At 77.0% G+C, this 14,080-nt stretch carries 17 protein-coding genes; 2 read left to right on the forward strand and 15 right to left on the reverse strand.

Features of this window, described 5'->3' with window-relative positions:
* Positions 1 to 13 precede the first annotated feature (13 nt).
* The 3 genes from tsaD to tsaB are packed head-to-tail and all read right to left on the reverse strand — an operon-like array spanning position 14 to position 2,135.
* A complete protein-coding gene (gene tsaD / locus BMZ33_RS05970) occupies positions 14 to 1,048 on the reverse strand; it encodes a tRNA (adenosine(37)-N6)-threonylcarbamoyltransferase complex transferase subunit TsaD (protein WP_091108631.1) in 1,035 nt (344 codons plus the stop codon).
* On the reverse strand, positions 1,045 to 1,500 hold the full coding sequence (rimI, locus tag BMZ33_RS05975) for a ribosomal protein S18-alanine N-acetyltransferase (protein WP_169063947.1): 456 nt from the start codon (positions 1,498 to 1,500) through the stop codon (positions 1,045 to 1,047). The genes tsaD and rimI overlap by 4 nt, the downstream gene beginning before the upstream one ends.
* Positions 1,497 to 2,135: a tRNA (adenosine(37)-N6)-threonylcarbamoyltransferase complex dimerization subunit type 1 TsaB gene (tsaB, locus tag BMZ33_RS05980; protein ID WP_091108633.1), complete on the reverse strand. Its 639-nt coding sequence runs from the start codon at positions 2,133 to 2,135 to the stop codon at positions 1,497 to 1,499. The genes rimI and tsaB overlap by 4 nt, the downstream gene beginning before the upstream one ends.
* Before the next feature lie 356 nt (positions 2,136 to 2,491).
* Between tsaB and BMZ33_RS23095 the strand changes: the two genes are divergently transcribed.
* Positions 2,492 to 2,629 carry a PIN domain-containing protein gene (locus tag BMZ33_RS23095; protein WP_169063948.1) on the forward strand — a complete coding sequence of 46 codons (138 nt, stop codon included), beginning with the start codon at positions 2,492 to 2,494 and terminating at the stop codon, positions 2,627 to 2,629.
* On the opposite strand, the gene BMZ33_RS05990 is transcribed toward BMZ33_RS23095, so the two are convergent.
* From BMZ33_RS05990 to BMZ33_RS06000, 3 genes are read right to left on the reverse strand one after another with little or no spacing between them, the layout of a single operon-like run.
* Positions 2,616 to 3,020, reverse strand: coding sequence for an NUDIX domain-containing protein (locus tag BMZ33_RS05990; RefSeq protein ID WP_091108634.1), 405 nt, complete (start codon positions 3,018 to 3,020; stop codon positions 2,616 to 2,618). The two genes, BMZ33_RS23095 and BMZ33_RS05990, sit on opposite strands and share 14 nt — an antisense overlap.
* The gene (tsaE, locus tag BMZ33_RS05995) at positions 3,017 to 3,466 is read right to left on the reverse strand and encodes a tRNA (adenosine(37)-N6)-threonylcarbamoyltransferase complex ATPase subunit type 1 TsaE (protein ID WP_091108635.1); all 450 of its coding nucleotides are present in this window, start codon (positions 3,464 to 3,466) and stop codon (positions 3,017 to 3,019) included. The genes BMZ33_RS05990 and tsaE overlap by 4 nt, the downstream gene beginning before the upstream one ends.
* A complete protein-coding gene (locus tag BMZ33_RS06000) occupies positions 3,463 to 4,104 on the reverse strand; it encodes a uracil-DNA glycosylase (RefSeq protein ID WP_169063949.1) in 642 nt (213 codons plus the stop codon). Before BMZ33_RS06000 ends, tsaE begins: the two co-directional genes overlap by 4 nt.
* Positions 4,105 to 4,174: 70 nt before the next feature.
* On the opposite strand from BMZ33_RS06000, the gene BMZ33_RS06005 reads away from it, so the two are divergent.
* Positions 4,175 to 4,759 (forward strand): TIGR04222 domain-containing membrane protein, encoded by a 585-nt coding sequence (locus tag BMZ33_RS06005; RefSeq protein ID WP_280139186.1) that lies wholly within the window; start codon positions 4,175 to 4,177, stop codon positions 4,757 to 4,759.
* Positions 4,760 to 4,762: 3 nt separating this feature from the next.
* Here BMZ33_RS06005 and BMZ33_RS06010 read toward each other — a convergent pair whose 3' ends face one another.
* The 9 genes from BMZ33_RS06010 to BMZ33_RS06050 form a co-directional block, all read right to left on the reverse strand.
* Positions 4,763 to 5,968, reverse strand: a complete 1,206-nt coding sequence (locus BMZ33_RS06010; protein WP_091108637.1) for an alpha/beta fold hydrolase — start codon at positions 5,966 to 5,968, stop codon at positions 4,763 to 4,765.
* A complete protein-coding gene (gene alr, locus BMZ33_RS06015) occupies positions 5,968 to 7,107 on the reverse strand; it encodes an alanine racemase (RefSeq protein ID WP_169063950.1) in 1,140 nt (379 codons plus the stop codon). Before alr ends, BMZ33_RS06010 begins: the two co-directional genes overlap by 1 nt.
* Positions 7,104 to 8,567: an NAD(P)H-hydrate dehydratase gene (locus tag BMZ33_RS06020; RefSeq protein ID WP_091108639.1), complete on the reverse strand. Its 1,464-nt coding sequence runs from the start codon at positions 8,565 to 8,567 to the stop codon at positions 7,104 to 7,106. Before BMZ33_RS06020 ends, alr begins: the two co-directional genes overlap by 4 nt.
* The gene (locus BMZ33_RS06025) at positions 8,564 to 8,941 is read right to left on the reverse strand and encodes a holo-ACP synthase (RefSeq protein ID WP_091108903.1); all 378 of its coding nucleotides are present in this window, start codon (positions 8,939 to 8,941) and stop codon (positions 8,564 to 8,566) included. The genes BMZ33_RS06020 and BMZ33_RS06025 overlap by 4 nt, the downstream gene beginning before the upstream one ends.
* A gap of 154 nt (positions 8,942 to 9,095) precedes the next feature.
* Positions 9,096 to 10,970, reverse strand: a complete 1,875-nt coding sequence (gene glmS, locus BMZ33_RS06030; protein ID WP_091108640.1) for a glutamine--fructose-6-phosphate transaminase (isomerizing) — start codon at positions 10,968 to 10,970, stop codon at positions 9,096 to 9,098.
* A 98-nt stretch (positions 10,971 to 11,068) separates the two neighbouring features.
* Entirely contained in the window at positions 11,069 to 12,412 is a 1,344-nt protein-coding gene (glmM, locus tag BMZ33_RS06035) for a phosphoglucosamine mutase (protein WP_091108641.1), read from the reverse strand.
* An 11-nt stretch (positions 12,413 to 12,423) separates the two neighbouring features.
* Complete coding sequence (gene rpsI, locus BMZ33_RS06040) at positions 12,424 to 12,843, reverse strand: 30S ribosomal protein S9 (RefSeq protein WP_091108642.1); 420 nt, start codon at positions 12,841 to 12,843, stop codon at positions 12,424 to 12,426.
* Complete coding sequence (gene rplM, locus BMZ33_RS06045) at positions 12,840 to 13,283, reverse strand: 50S ribosomal protein L13 (RefSeq protein WP_091108643.1); 444 nt, start codon at positions 13,281 to 13,283, stop codon at positions 12,840 to 12,842. Before rplM ends, rpsI begins: the two co-directional genes overlap by 4 nt.
* A 201-nt stretch (positions 13,284 to 13,484) precedes the next feature.
* Entirely contained in the window at positions 13,485 to 13,970 is a 486-nt protein-coding gene (locus tag BMZ33_RS06050; RefSeq protein WP_169063951.1) for a beta-class carbonic anhydrase, read from the reverse strand.
* Positions 13,971 to 14,080: the final 110 nt, after the last annotated feature.

Genomic DNA, 14,080 nt, shown 5'->3' on the forward strand with positions numbered 1-14,080 from the left:
GCAGAAGGCGGGGTCAGGGGGTGACGACGTCGATCGGCAGCGAGCTGTCGGCGCCCAGGTCGGGCGCCGACGGCTCGACGCCGGCCTCGGCCAGCCGCGAGCCGAGCGCGGCGACCATCGCGCCGTTGTCGGTGCACAGCCCCGGGCGGGGCACCCGCAGCACGATCCCGGCCGCCGCGCAGCGCTCCTCGGCCAGTGCCCGCAGCCGCGAGTTGGCCGCCACTCCCCCGCCGAGCACGAGGTGGTCCACGCCGTGGTCCCGGCAGGCGCGGACGGCCTTGGCGGTGAGCACGTCGGCCACCGCCTCCTGGAACGAGGCGGCGACGTCGGCCACCGGCACCGGCTCCCCCGCCCTCTGCCGGGCCTCGACCCAGCGCGCGACGGCGGTCTTGAGGCCGGAGAACGAGAAGTCGTAGGGCGCGTCCCGGGGGCCGGTGAGCCCGCGCGGGAAGGCGATCGCCGACGGGTCGCCCTCGCGGGCGGCGCGGTCGATCGGCGGGCCGCCGGGGAAGGGCAGGCCGAGCACCCGGGCGACCTTGTCGAAGGCCTCGCCGGCGGCGTCGTCGACCGTGCGGCCCAGCGAGGTCACCTCGCGGGACAGGTCGGGCACCAGCAGCAGCGAGCTGTGCCCGCCCGACACCAGCAGCGCCAGCGACGGCTCGGCCAGCCGGCCGTGCTGCAGCTCGTCGACGGCGACGTGCGCGGCCAGGTGGTTGACGCCGTACAGCGGCACGTCCAGCGCGAGCGCGTACGCCTTGGCCGCGGCCAGCCCCACCAGCAGCGCGCCGGTGAGCCCCGGTCCGGCGGTCACCGCGACGGCGTCGACGTCGGACGCCGCGACCCCGGCCTCGGCCAGCGCGCGGTGCACGGTCGGGACCATGGCCTCGAGGTGCGCCCGCGAGGCGATCTCGGGCACCACGCCGCCGAAGCGCTCGTGCTCGGCCACCGAGGTGGCCAGCGCGTCGGCCAGCAGCGTCCGCCCGCGGACGACGCCGACCCCGGTCTCGTCGCACGAGGTCTCGAACCCGACGACCAGCGGCTCGCTCACCGCCGCACCTCCCGCCTCATCACGACCGCGTCCGTCCCGCTCGGCTGGTAGTAGCGCGGCCGCCGGCCGATCTCGGTGAACCCGCGCCGCCGGTAGAGCCCCTGCGCCAGGGGGTTGTCGGCGCGCACCTCGAGCAGCACCACGGGGCTGCGCCGGTCGGCCTCCGCCAGCAGCGCGTCGAGCAGCCGCGCGCCGATCCCCTCCCCCTGCCGGGCGCCGGCGACGCCGATCGTGGCCACGTGCGCCTCGTCGGCGTAGGCGATCAGGCCCGCGTAGCCGACGACGGCCTCCCCGTCGGTGTCGACCGCGACCAGGTAGTGCCGGGTGTCGGTGCGCGCGAGCTCGTCGCGGTACATCGCGCGCGTCCAGGTGTCCGGCGCGAAGAGCTCCTCCTCCAGCCGCAGGACGGCGTCGAGGTCGGCCAGCCGCATCGGCCGAAGCCGCACGCTCACGACGTCGTCACCGGCTTGAAGGACGTCGGCGGGACCGCGTCGGGCCGGCGCAGGTACAGCGGCACCAGCGGTCCGGCCGACGACGGGTCGTCGAGCTGCGGCCCGGCCGCGCGCAGCAGGCCCGCCGTCGTCACCTCGGCGGGCGCGACCGGGGCGCCCAGCCGGTCGGCGAACCGCGGGTCGCCGACCAGCGGGCCGGCGGCGGCCAGCTCCTCGGGGCGGACCACGCCGGGCCCGCCGGTCCGTGCCCCGGCCGCGTCGTAGGCGGCCCAGTAGACCTCCTTGCGGCGGGCGTCGGTGACCACCGTCCGCTCCCCCGTGCCGACCGCGTCGAGCGAGCAGACGCCGACCGCGGGGACGCCGCGGGCGTCGGCCAGCGCCGCGGCGGTGACCACGCCGACCCGCAGCCCGGTGAACGGCCCGGGCCCCAGGCCGGCGACCACGGCGCCGACGTCGGCCAGTGCCACGCCGGCCGCGGCGAGCGCCTCGCGCACCGCGGGGACCAGCAGCTCGGCGTGCCGGTTGCCCGAGGGCACCGCCCGCTCGGCGAGCACCTCGACGTCGCCGTCGGCCGACCGGCGGGCGACCCCGGCGACCAGGGTGGGGGTCGCGGTGTCGAGGGCGAGGACGAGCACGGGAGGTCAGGTTAGTCGTCGTGCCGGAGGGACCTCTGGTGATGCGCTGGTGCGATGGCGTCACCGCGTGCGGACGACCGAGGACGGCCTGCCCGTGGTCCGCGTCCCCGCGGGGAGCCCGCGCGTCACCGCCGCGATGGTGCGCCGGGCCCTCGACGAGGACCGAGCCGGCGTGGCGCTGGTGGACGTCGACGCCCTGGTCGCCCTGGCCTGGGACTCGCACGTCCACCACGTCGCCATCCGCTCGTGGTCCACCAGGAACGCTGCGGCGGGGTGGGCGGCCTGCCCGGTCACCGGGAGCGGCTCCGTGCGCGTCTCGTCCAACGCGAGGGCCCTGCCGAGTGCGCTCCCCCCGGGTGGCCGGGCACCGCCAGGTCACCGGCGCCCACCTGCCCACCCTCGCCCGACGGCACCGGACGAGCGTGGTCACCGTCGATGCGGGTCTCGCCACGCTGGCCGGTCAGCGCGACGTCGAGCTGCTCACCGCTCCGTAGCCCCGGCGAGGCGCTCGACCAGCTCGGCGTAGGAGGGGTGCGCCAGCGCCAGCCCGCGGGCCTCCGCGGCGGTCACCCACCGCAGCTCGTCGTGCTCCCCGTGCTGCCGGTTGCCCGGCTCCCCCGTCCACGCGCGGACGGCGTAGACCGCCAGCGCCATCTCCCCGTCGGCCACCCGCAGCGCCGGCTCGCCGTCCACGAGGGGAGCGCGGACGCCGACCTCCTCGCGCAGCTCGCGCACCAGGGCCGCGCGCTCGTCCTCGCCCGGCTCGACGTGCCCGCCGGGCAGGTCCCAGACGCCGGGGTACCAGCGGCGGCCCGGCGACCGGTGTCCGAGCAGCACCCGCGGCCCCCGGACCAGCGCCCCGGCCACGACGTGGTGGGCGCTCACCCCTCCAGCCGCCGCTCCCAGCCCGGGCCCCGCGGCACGAGGACGGCGGTGCGGACGTCGTCCTCGCGCCGGTCGAGCCGGACCTCGAGGTGCTCGTCGGCGAGCTGCTCGACCAGCCCGGCGCCCCACTCGACGACGGTCACCGACTCCTCGGCCGACGCGTCGAGGTCGAGGTCGTCGACGTCGGCTCCGCTGCCCAGGCGGTAGGCGTCGACGTGCACCAGCGGCAGCCGCCCGCCGCGGTGCACCCGGGCGATGACGAACGTCGGTGAGGTGACCGGCTCGGACACCCCCAGGCCCGCGCCGAGGCCCTGGGTGAGCGCGGTCTTGCCGGCGCCGAGCGGGCCGGTGAGCACCAGCAGGTCGCCGGGCCCGACGACGGCGGCCAGCGCGGCGCCCAGGGCCCGGGTGTCCTCGGGGCGGGGCAGGAGGTGCTCGCGTCTCACCGCAGGCTCGCCGCGACCGACGTCAGGTCCGCCAGCAGCCCGGCGCGCGGCGCCCCGGCCGGGCCGAAGCGGATCGCCGCCGAGGGGTGGTAGGTGGCCCAGACGGCCCGGCCGCCGACGTCGTGCGGGCGGCCGCGGGCCTCGGCGAGGACGGTCCTCGGGCCGAGGAACCACTTGGCCGAGGACAGCCCGAGCGCGACGACGACGGGAGGGTCGAGCAGCTCGAGCTGGCGGCGCAGCCAGCCGCTGCAGCGGGCGACCTCGGGGGTCTTCGGTGTGCGGTTGCCCGGCGGCCGGCACTTCACGATGTTGAGCACCGCGGCCTCGGCGCGGTCCAGCCCGGCCTCGGCGAGCAGCAGGTCGAGCAGCTGCCCCGACCTCCCGACGAAGGGCCGCCCGGTCTCGTCCTCGTTCGCGCCGGGCGCCTCCCCGATCAGCGCGAAACGGGCCGGGCCGCGCGCGGGCGGGTCGCCGACGACGACGTGCTGCCGGGTGGTCGCCAGCTCGGGACAGGCGACGCAGGGGCTCGCCGCTGCGGCGAGCGCGGGCCAGTCGGCGGCCGCCGCGGCGGTGCGGGCGACCTCCTCGGCCATCTCCCGGGTCCGGGCGTCGAACCGGGGCGGGCGGGGTGCGGCCACGTCCCGACCCTACGGTGGCCGCCGCGACGGGGCCCGCGGGCTTCCGCCGCCGGCGGCGGGGTGCCACCGTGTGCGCACGAGCCCCGCGTCCCGAGGAGCCGCCATGACGCCGCAGCCGGACGTGTACGACGTGGCCTGCCTCGCCGGCGGGACGCAGCGGGTCGTCGACGCCGCGCTCGTCGCCCTGGTCGTCACCGGCCGGGTGCGGGCCGTGGCCCCGGGCGAGCTGCAGGTCGCCGACGCGCGGCGCCGCCACCCGGTCGAGGCCGCGGTCCTCGACGCCGTCGGGACCCGGGGCCGGCGCTCGGTCGAGACGGTCCGCTGGCGCGCCCTCGGCGACGACCGGGTGACCGCGGTGGTCCGGCGGCTGCGGCGCGAGGGGCTGCTCGGGCGGCTCGTCGGCCCCACGGCCGCGGGCCGCCGGCTGCTGCGGGAGGCCCGTGCCGGCGCTGGCGACCCGGTGCGGCGGGTGGCCGTGGCCGGCCTCCGGCAGCTGGCGGACCCGGCGCTGCGGGCGGCGGTCCTGGAGCCACCCCGCCGTCCAGTCGTGCCCGGCGCCGGGACGCCGTGGGAGCTGACCTTCGCCGACGGCTACGACGTCGCCCGCCGCACCCGCGAGCAGCTGCTCGCGCACCACCTCGAGGGCCGGGGCTGACCCTCAGTCGCGCGGGCGCCCCGCGGTCTCGGCGGCGACCCGGCGCAGCAGCCCCGACAGCGCCCGCGTCACCTCGTCGGGCTTCTCCAGCGGGACCAGGTGGCCGGCGTCCGGGACGACGACGTACTCGGCGTCCGGGAGGTGCTCGACCAGGGTGTCGCTGTGCTCCTTGGGGATCATCTTGTCCGCGTCGCCGGTGAGCACGAGGACCGGCACGCGGCGCAGCGGCTCGAGCGCACCGGTCTCGTCCAGGCCGACCAGCGCCGGGTAGAACTCGGCGATCACGTCGACCGGCGTCCCGGCGATCATCGCGTCGACGTAGCGGCCCAGCCGGGGGTCGACGTCGGTGGAGGCGAACGACAGCGAGCGGGTGGCCGCCGAGACGACGTCGGCGGCCAGCCGGCGGGTGCGCTCGGCGAAGCCCGGGCGGCGGCGCATCGTCCAGGCCGCCACCGGCAGGACGGCGGCGCGCAGCCGGGTCAGGAAGTCCGGCAGGCCGAAGTCGAGCTCGGCGATGTTGCCGCTGGAGGTCGACACCAGGGCGACGCCGACCACCTTCCGGCCGAACAGCCCGGGGTGGACGTCGGCCAGGCCCATGACCGTCATGCCGCCCATCGAGTGCCCGACCAGCACGACCGGGCCGGTGGGCACCCGCGCCTCGAGGACGCCGGCCAGGTCGCGGGCCAGCTGCTCGATCGTGGCGTGCTCGGCCGGCCCGCGGGTGGACGAGCCGTGCCCGCGCTGGTCGTAGAAGACCAGCCGGGCGGCCGGCCGGTGGCCGTTGGCGGTGGCCAGCGCCGCGCCCAGGGACCGCCGCTGGTAGGTCCACGAGGCCATCGACAGCGTGTAGCCGTGCACGAAGACGACGGTCAGCGGCGCGTCGAGCGGGCCGACCTCCTCCACCGCGATGAGCACGCCGTCGTCGGCCTGCACCAGCGCGGTGCGGTCGGCGCGGCGCGCGGACGGGCCGAGCGGGTCGTCCTCGCGCAGGTCGGTCTCGGTGGCGCCCTCGGGCAGCGCGCCGGTGGGGCTGAGCCGGTCGGCGCGCACCCGGCGGGTGGCGATCCGGGCGACGGTCACCCCCAGCGCGGCGGTCGCGGCCGCCAGGCCGACGACGGCGCCGGCACCGGCGACCACCGGGTGCCGCGCGACCGCCTCGGCCAGCCCCGGGTGCGCCGGCTGCTGCCGCGCCTCCTGCCTGCGTGCCATCAGACGGCCCCCGCGGTCCCGGTGTAGCGGCGGGTGAACCGCCCGCCGACCCGGGTGACCAGCTCGTAGTGGATGGTGTCGACGGCGTCCGCCCAGTCCTGCGCGGTGGGCTCGCCGGAGTCGCCGGGGCCCCAGAGGACCACCTCGTCGCCGGGCCGCACCTCGTCGTCGCCGACGTCGAGCACGAACTGGTCCATGCACACCCGCCCCGCGATGGTGCGCCGCGCGCCCGCGGCCAGCACCGGCGCGCGGTTGCCGCCCGCCCGCGGGACGCCGTCGGCGTAGCCGACCGGGACCAGCACGAGCGTGGTCTCGCGGTCGGGCGAGTAGGTGTGGCCGTAGGAGACGCCGACCCCGGCGGGCACCCGCTTGGTCAGCGCCGCCCGCGCCCGCACCGTCATCGCCGGCCGCAGTCCGTGCGCGGCCGCGTCGCCGCCGAGCGGGTCGAGCCCGTAGACGGCGATCCCCGGGCGGACCATGTCGAACCAGGTCCCGGGCAGCGCGACCGTGGCCGCGGAGTTGGCCAGGTGCAGCCGGGCGTCCGTCAGCCCGGCCCGCCGGGCGATGGCCACGGCCTCCTCGAACACGCGGACCTGCGCGCCGATGGTGGGGTGCGTCGGGGCGTCGGCGTAGGCCAGGTGGCTCCACAGCCCGACGGCGGTGAGGTCGCCGTCGTCCTGGGCCCGGGCGGCGGCGGCGACCAGCCCGGGCCAGTCGGCCGCGCCGGCGCCCTCGCGCGACAGGCCGGTGTCGGCGCACAGGTGCAGCCGGGCCGGCCGGCCGGTCGCGCGGGCCGCGCCGACCACCTCGGCCAGCGCCCGCTCGCTGTTGACCGACACCTCGACGTCGGCGGCCAGCGCGGCGGCGTAGTCGCTGCCGGGCGTGTGCAGCCAGGCGAGCACCGGCGCGGTGATCCCGGCGGCGCGCAGCGCGAGGGCCTCCTCGAGCACGGCGACGCCGAGTGAGTCGGCTCCCCCGGCCAGCGTCGCGCGCGCGGCGGGGACCAGTCCGTGCCCGTAGCCGTCGGCCTTCACCACCGCCATCAGCGGCCGGCCGACCCGCCCGCGCAGCACCGCGGTGTTGGCCGCGATCGCGTCGAGGTCGACGACCACCTCGGCCCGGGGCACTCGCTCGCTCACGCCCCCGAGTCTCGCAGGCTCCCCGTCGCGGACCCGCGCACCAGGCCGACGGCCCGGGGCAGGTGGCGCACCAGGTCGCTCGCGACGAGGGGGCCGCGCGCGGCGGCGAGCTGCCCGGTGCGGCCGTGCAGGTGGGCGGCGGCCGCGGCGGTCTGCGCGGGCGGCGTGCCGGTGGCCAGCAGGGCCCCGAGGATCCCCGCGAGGACGTCGCCGGTGCCCGCGGTGGCCAGCTCGGAGGTGCCGGTGGCGTTGACGAACGCCGTCCCGCCGGGGCCGGCCACCACGGTGGCGTCGCCCTTGAGCAGCACGACGGCGCCCAGGTCGGCGGCCAGCCGGCGCGCGGCACCGATCCGGTCGGTGCCCACCGGCACGCCGAAGCGCTCGAACTCGCGGTCGTGCGGGGTGAGCACGGTGGGCGCGCCCCGCCCGCGCACCAGGTCGGGCTCGCGGGCGGCCATCGTCAACGCGTCGGCGTCCACGACCACGGGCAGGTCGGTGGCCAGCACCTCGGCGAGCGCGCCACGGGCGTCGTCGTCGGTGCCCATCCCGGGTCCGGCGACCCAGGCCTGCACCCGGCCGGCGTCGGCGGGCCGGCCGTCGGTGACGATCGCCTCCGGCCAGGCGGCGCGCACGCCGTCCCCGGCCGTCCCGGCGTAGCGGACCAGCCCCGGCCGCGTGCGCAGCGCCGCTCCGGTGCAGAGGACGGCGGCGCCCGGGTACACCGCCGAGCCCGCGACGACGCCCACCACCCCGCGGGAGTACTTGTCGTCGCCGGGCTCGGGCGGCTGCAGGTGCGCGGCGACGTCGGCGTCGGTGAGCTGGTGCGCCCGCGGCGCCGCCAGGTGCGGGCCGAGGCCGATGTCGACGAGGTGGACGGTGCCGGCGCACCCGCGCCCGTCGCCCACCACGAGCCCCGGCTTCACCGCGCCGAAGGTCACGGTGTGCAGGGCGGCGAACGCCTCGCCCGCCACCGCGCCGGTGTCGGCGTCCACGCCGCTCGGGACGTCCACGGCGACGGTCATCCCCGGTCCGGCGGCCGCCCGCCCGGCGAGCCGCGCGGCCGGAGGCCGCAGCCCGCCCCGGCCACCGGTGCCGACGACGCCGTCGAGGACGAGGTCGGCGCGGTCGAGCCCGTCGGGTCCCTCCGGTCCGGTGACGCGGCCACCGGCGCGGCGCAGCGCGGCCAGGCCGGCCGGGTGGGCGCGGTCGGGGTCGAGCAGGACGGCGGTGACGCGGGCGCCGCGGGCGGCGAGGTGGGCGCCGGCGAAGAGCGCGTCCCCGCCGTTGTTGCCGGCGCCCGCCAGCGCGGTGACGCGGGTGCCGTGGGCGCGGCCGAGCAGCCGCAGGCAGACGGTGGCCAGCCCGGTGGCGGCCCGCTGCATGAGGACGCCCTCGCGGGTGCGGGCCAGCAGCACGTCCTCGGCGGCGCGGACCTCGGCGGCCGTGGACAGCCCGATCACGCCGGCGTCCCCTCGGCGACGACCACCGCGGAGGCGATGCCGCCGTCGTGGCTCAGCGAGAGGTGCCACGACTCGACGCCCAGGGCCTCCGCGCGGCGGGCGACGCTGCCGCGCACCTCCAGCCGCGGGCGGCCGTGGTCGCCGACGGTGACCTCCGCGTCGTGCCAGCGCAGGCTGCCCGGTGCGCCCAGGGCCTTGGCCAGGGCCTCCTTGGCGGCGAAGCGCGCGGCCAGCGACTCCGCCGTCCGGTCCCCGCCCGAGGGGGTCACCTGCTCGGCCGCGGTGAACAGCCGGTCGCGCAGTCCGGGGGTGCGCACCAGCGACTCGGCGAAGCGGGCCACCGGCACCACGTCGATCCCGACCCCGACGATCACCGGGCCAGTCTGCCGTGCGGCCCCGCCCGCCGCCGTCCGGCCGGCCGGCCTCACCGTGTGGTGCGCGCCCTCGCGCTGCAGGGTGAGGACGGGCACCACACCGCGAGGACCGGTGACGTGCGCGAACGGCCCCGTGCAGGGGCAGCGGGGTCCCCTACTCGACGGTGACGCTCTTGGCCAGGTTGCGCGGCTGGTCGACGTCGTAGCCGCGGGTGGCGGCGATCTCGCAGGCCAGCACCTGCAGCGGGACGGTCGTCACCACCGGCGCCAGCAGGGTGGGCGTGCGCGGCACCCGGATCAGGTGGTCGGCGTAGGGGACGACGTCCTCGTCACCCTCCTCGGCGATCACGATGGTCCGCGCACCGCGCGCCCGGACCTCCTGGATGTTGGAGACGACCTTGCCGTGCAGCAGGCTGCGCCCGCGCGGCGAGGGGACGATGACGACCACCGGGGTGCCCTCGTCGATGACCGCGATGGGGCCGTGCTTGAGCTCGCCGGCGGCGAAGCCCTCGGCGTGGATGTAGGCGAGCTCCTTGAGCTTCAGCGCGCCCTCCAGCGCCACCGGGAAGCCCACGTGGCGGCCGAGGAAGAGGATCGTGCCGGCGTCGGCCATGGAGCGGCCGAGCTCGCGCACCGGCTCCATCTGGCCGAGCACCTGCGACACGGCCTCGGGCAGCTTCTGCAGCTCGCGCACGATCACGGCGACCTCGTCGGCGTACTTGATGCCGCGCACCTGGGCGAGGATCAGGCCGACGAGGTAGCAGGCGACGATCTGTGCCAGGAAGCTCTTGGTGGAGGCGACGGCGATCTCCGGACCGGCGTGGGTGTAGAGCACGGCGTCTGACTCGCGCGGGATCGTCGAGCCGTTGACGTTGCAGATCGCCAGCACGCGGGCCTTCTGGTCCTTGGCGTGCCGCAGCGCCATCAGGGTGTCCATCGTCTCGCCCGACTGACTGATGACGACGACCAGCGTCGAGCGGTCGAGCACCGGGTCGCGGTAGCGGAACTCGCTGGCCACCTCGACCTCGACCGGGATGCGGGTCCAGTGCTCGATGGCGTACTTCGCGATCAGCCCGGCGTGGTAGGAGGTGCCGCAGGAGACGACGAAGACCTTGTCGATGTCGCGCAGCTCCTGGTCGGACAGGCGCATCTCGTCGAGGACCAGGTCGCCCTCGTCGCCCAGCCGGCCGAGCAGGGTGTCGGCGACCGCCTGCGGCTGCTCGGCGATCTCCTTGAGCATGAACCAGTCGTGACCGCCCTTCTCGGCGGCCGCGGCGTCCCAGTCGACCGTGTAGGCGACCGGCTCGGCCGGCGCGCCGTCGAAGTCGGTGACGGTCAGCCCGCGCGTGCGGTCGATCTCGACGACCTGGTCCTGGCCGAGCTCGCGGGCCTCGCGGGTGTGCGCGATGAACGCGGCGACGTCGGAGCCGAGGAAGTACTCGCCGTCGCCGACGCCGACCACCAGCGGACTGTTGCGGCGGGAGGCGACGAGGGTGTCGGGCTCGTCGGCGTGTGCGGCGACCAGGGTGAAGGCGCCCTCGAGCCGGCGGGACACCGCACGCAGGGCCTCGGCGAGGCGGCCCGGGCCCTCGGGCAGCTCCGGGTAGACGGCGGCCAGCAGGTGGGCGACGACCTCGGTGTCGGTGTCGGAGCGGAACTCCACGCCGGCGGCCTCGCACTCGGCGCGCAGCGCGGCGAAGTTCTCGATGATCCCGTTGTGGATCACGGCCACCCGGCCGTCGGCCGACAGGTGCGGGTGGGCGTTGCGGTCGGTGGGCCCGCCGTGGGTGGCCCAGCGGGTGTGCCCGATGCCGATGGTCGACTCGGGCAACGGCTGGTCGGCGAGCACCTTCTCGAGGTTGGCCAGCTTCCCGGCCTTCTTGGCCGAGGCCAGCTGCCCGCCGCCGGACCCGCCGACCCGGACGGCCACGCCCGCGGAGTCGTAGCCCCGGTACTCCAGCCGGCGCAGACCCTCCAGGACGACGTCCAGGGCGTTCTGCGGGCCGACGTAACCCACGATGCCGCACATGTGGACCGAGGGTACCGGCGGTGGCGGACCGATCCGTCCTCCGCCGGTGCGACACGGCCGGGGCGCCCCACGCGTCCCACGCGGCCGGGCCCCGCGGGCTACCCGACGGCGGAGACGACCTCGGCCAGGCGCCGGGCGATCCCGTCGGCCTGTTCCTGCGTGGGGGCCTCGACCATCACGCGGACCAGCTGCTCGGTGCCCGACGGGCGCAGCAGCACCCGGCCGTCGTCGCCGAGCTCGGTCTCGGCGGCGTTGACCGCACCGGCGACCTCCTCGCTCTCGACGACGGCGATGCGGTCGCGGACGGGCACGTTGACCAGCGTCTGCGGCAGCCGCTGCACCACGGAGGCGAGCTCGGCCAGCGAGGCGCCGGTGACCGCCATGCGCGAGAGCAGGGCCAGGCCGGTCAGCAGGCCGTCGCCGGTGGTGGCGTGGTCGAGGAAGACCAGGTGGCCGCTCTGCTCCCCGCCGAGGCTCAGCCCCCGGGCGCGCAGCGCCTCGAGCACGTAGCGGTCGCCGACGGCGGTGGTGTGCACCGCGATGCCGGCGTCGCGCATCGTGTGGTGGAAGCCCAGGTTGCTCATCACCGTGGCGACGACGGTGTCCTGGGTGAGCGCGCCGCGCTCCTTGAGGCCGAGGGCGCAGACGGCGAGGATCGCGTCGCCGTCGACGACCTGGCCGTCGGCGGTGACCGCCAGGCAGCGGTCGGCGTCGCCGTCGTGCGCGATGCCGAGGTCGGCCCCGGTCTCGCGGACGGCCTCGGTGAGCGGGCCCAGGTGGGTGGAGCCCACGCCGTCGTTGGTGTTCCAGCCGTCGGGCTCGCCACCGATCACGGTGACCGCGGCGCCGGCACGGCGGTAGACGTCCGGCGCGCAGGTCGCGGCCGAGCCGTGCGCGCAGTCGACGACCAGGCGCAGCCCCTCGACGGGCGCGGGGAGCGTCGACAGCAGGTGGGCGGCGTAGTCGCCGGCGCCGCCGGGCAGGTCGCGGACCCGGCCGACGTCCGCCCCGGTCGGGCGGTGGCCGGGGCCGTCCCCGGCGAGCACGGTCCGCTCGATGGCGGCCTCGACGGCGTCGGGCAGCTTGTGCCCGCCGCGGCTGAACAGCTTGATGCCGTTGTCGGGCATCGGGTTGTGGCTCGCCGAGATCATCACGCCGAGGTCCGCGCCGGTGGAGGCGGTGAGGAAGGCGACGGCGGGGGTGGGCAGCACCCCCACGCGCAGCACCTCCGCGCCCGCGCTGGCCAGGCCGGCCACCACGGCGGCCTCCAGCATCTCCCCGCTGGCGCGGGGGTCACGGCCGACGACCGCGACGGGACGTGAGGTCCCGTCGCGGTCGGCGAGCACGCCGGCGGCCGCCCGGGCCACCGAGAGGGCCAACTCCGGCGTGAGGTCGGCGTTGGCCCGACCCCGGACGCCGTCGGTCCCGAAGAGGCGACCCACGGGCGGACCGGTCAGCGCTTCGAGTACTGCGGCGCCTTGCGGGCCTTCTTCAGGCCGTACTTCTTGCGCTCCTTGACCCGCGCGTCACGGGTGAGGAAGCCGGCCTTCTTCAGCGCGGGACGGTCCTCGGCCTCGACCTCGATGAGGGCGCGGGCGATGGCCAGGCGCAGCGCGCCGGCCTGGCCGGTGACGCCGCCGCCCTTGAGCAGGCCGATGACGTCGTACTGCTCGGTCTTCTCGAGGGTGACGAACGGCTCGCGGATGAGCTGCTGGTGCACCTTGTTCGGGAAGTACTGCTCGAGGGTGCGGCCGTTGAGGCGGAACTGGCCGGTGCCCGGCACGAGCCGCACGCGGACGACGGCCTCCTTGCGCCGGCCGACGGTCTGGACGGGACGCCCCTCGGCGTCGGTCACGGTCAGGGCGGAGGTCACTGGGCCACCTGCTTGATCTCGAAGGTCTGGGGCTGCTGGGCGGAGTGCGGGTGCTCCGGACCCGCGTACACCTTCAGCTTCTTGACCATCTGCCGGCCCAGGCTGTTGTGCGGCAGCATGCCCTTCACCGCGCGCTCGACGACGCGGTCGGGGTGGGTGCGCAGCTGGTCGCCGACGTTGATGGCGCGCAGGCCGCCCGGGTAGCCGGAGTGGCGGTAGGCGGTCTTCTGGTCGCGCTTGGAGCCGGTCAGCGCGATCTTGTTCGCGTTCACGACGACGACGAAGTCGCCGACGTCGACGTGCGGGGCGAACTGGGGCTTGTGCTTGCCGCGCAGCAGGGTCGCGACCTGGCTGGCGAGTCGACCGAGCACCACGTCGGTGGCGTCGATGACGTGCCAGGCGCGGGTGACCTCGCCGGGCTTGGGTGTGTACGTGCGCACGGCGCTCGTGTCTCCGTCGTCGTCGGGGCGGCTGGTGGGATCGCCTCACCGAGCACGGGAGACGGGGACGGCACGCGCGCACCAGCCGGCGGCCGCGCACCAGCCGACGACGATACCAGTCGGTCCGCAGGGCCGACGCGGCCCGGCCGTCGACGGCGTCCCGCTCAGCGGTCCGTGCCGGTCACGCCTCGGGGTGCGGTCTCAGTCGACCCGGCGCAGGCGCCCCGTCGAGACGTCGTAGACGGTGCCGCAGACGTCCTTCGAGAGCAGGAAGGGGCTCTCCTGCAGCAGCCGGATCGACTCGCGGACGTCCTCGTCGACGTCGGTGAAGGCGCGCGCCGGCCACGGGGGCCGGACGCCGGTGGCCTGCTCGACGAGGTCGGCGAAGGAGGCGTCGTCGGTCTTCTGCAGGCCGCAGTCGGTGTGGTGCACCAGCACGACCTCGCGGGTGCCGAGCAGGTGCTGGGAGATGGTCAGCGACCGGATGGTGTCGTCAGTGACGACCCCGCCCGCGTTGCGGATGACGTGCGCGTCACCCACCTCCAGGCCGAGCAGCGGGAACAGCGGCATGCGCGAGTCCATGCAGGCGACGACGGCGACCTTCCGCTTCGGCGCGACCGGCAGCTGACCGGCGAAGTCCCGGGCCCACTCCTCGTTGGCGGCCAGCATCCGCTCGTACTCGGCCACGTGCGGCTCCTCTCGTGTGGCGGCAGGGGGAGTTCCCGCACGGCTGAGGCGCGCGGGCGTGGGGAGAGCTTCCTATGCCGCTCCGGCGTCCGCACGCGGCCTGCCCGCCC

It is taken from the genome of Geodermatophilus dictyosporus (assembly GCF_900115505.1).
Lineage (GTDB): Bacteria > Actinomycetota > Actinomycetes > Mycobacteriales > Geodermatophilaceae > Geodermatophilus > Geodermatophilus dictyosporus.

Coding starts and splice junctions, on each gene's coding strand:
- BMZ33_RS06010 (WP_091108637.1), bottom strand. CDS start 5,968: ATGGCACGCAGGCAGGAGGCGCGGCAGCAGCCGGCGCACCCGGGGCTG.
- glmS (WP_091108640.1), bottom strand. CDS start 10,970: ATGTGCGGCATCGTGGGTTACGTCGGCCCGCAGAACGCCCTGGACGTC.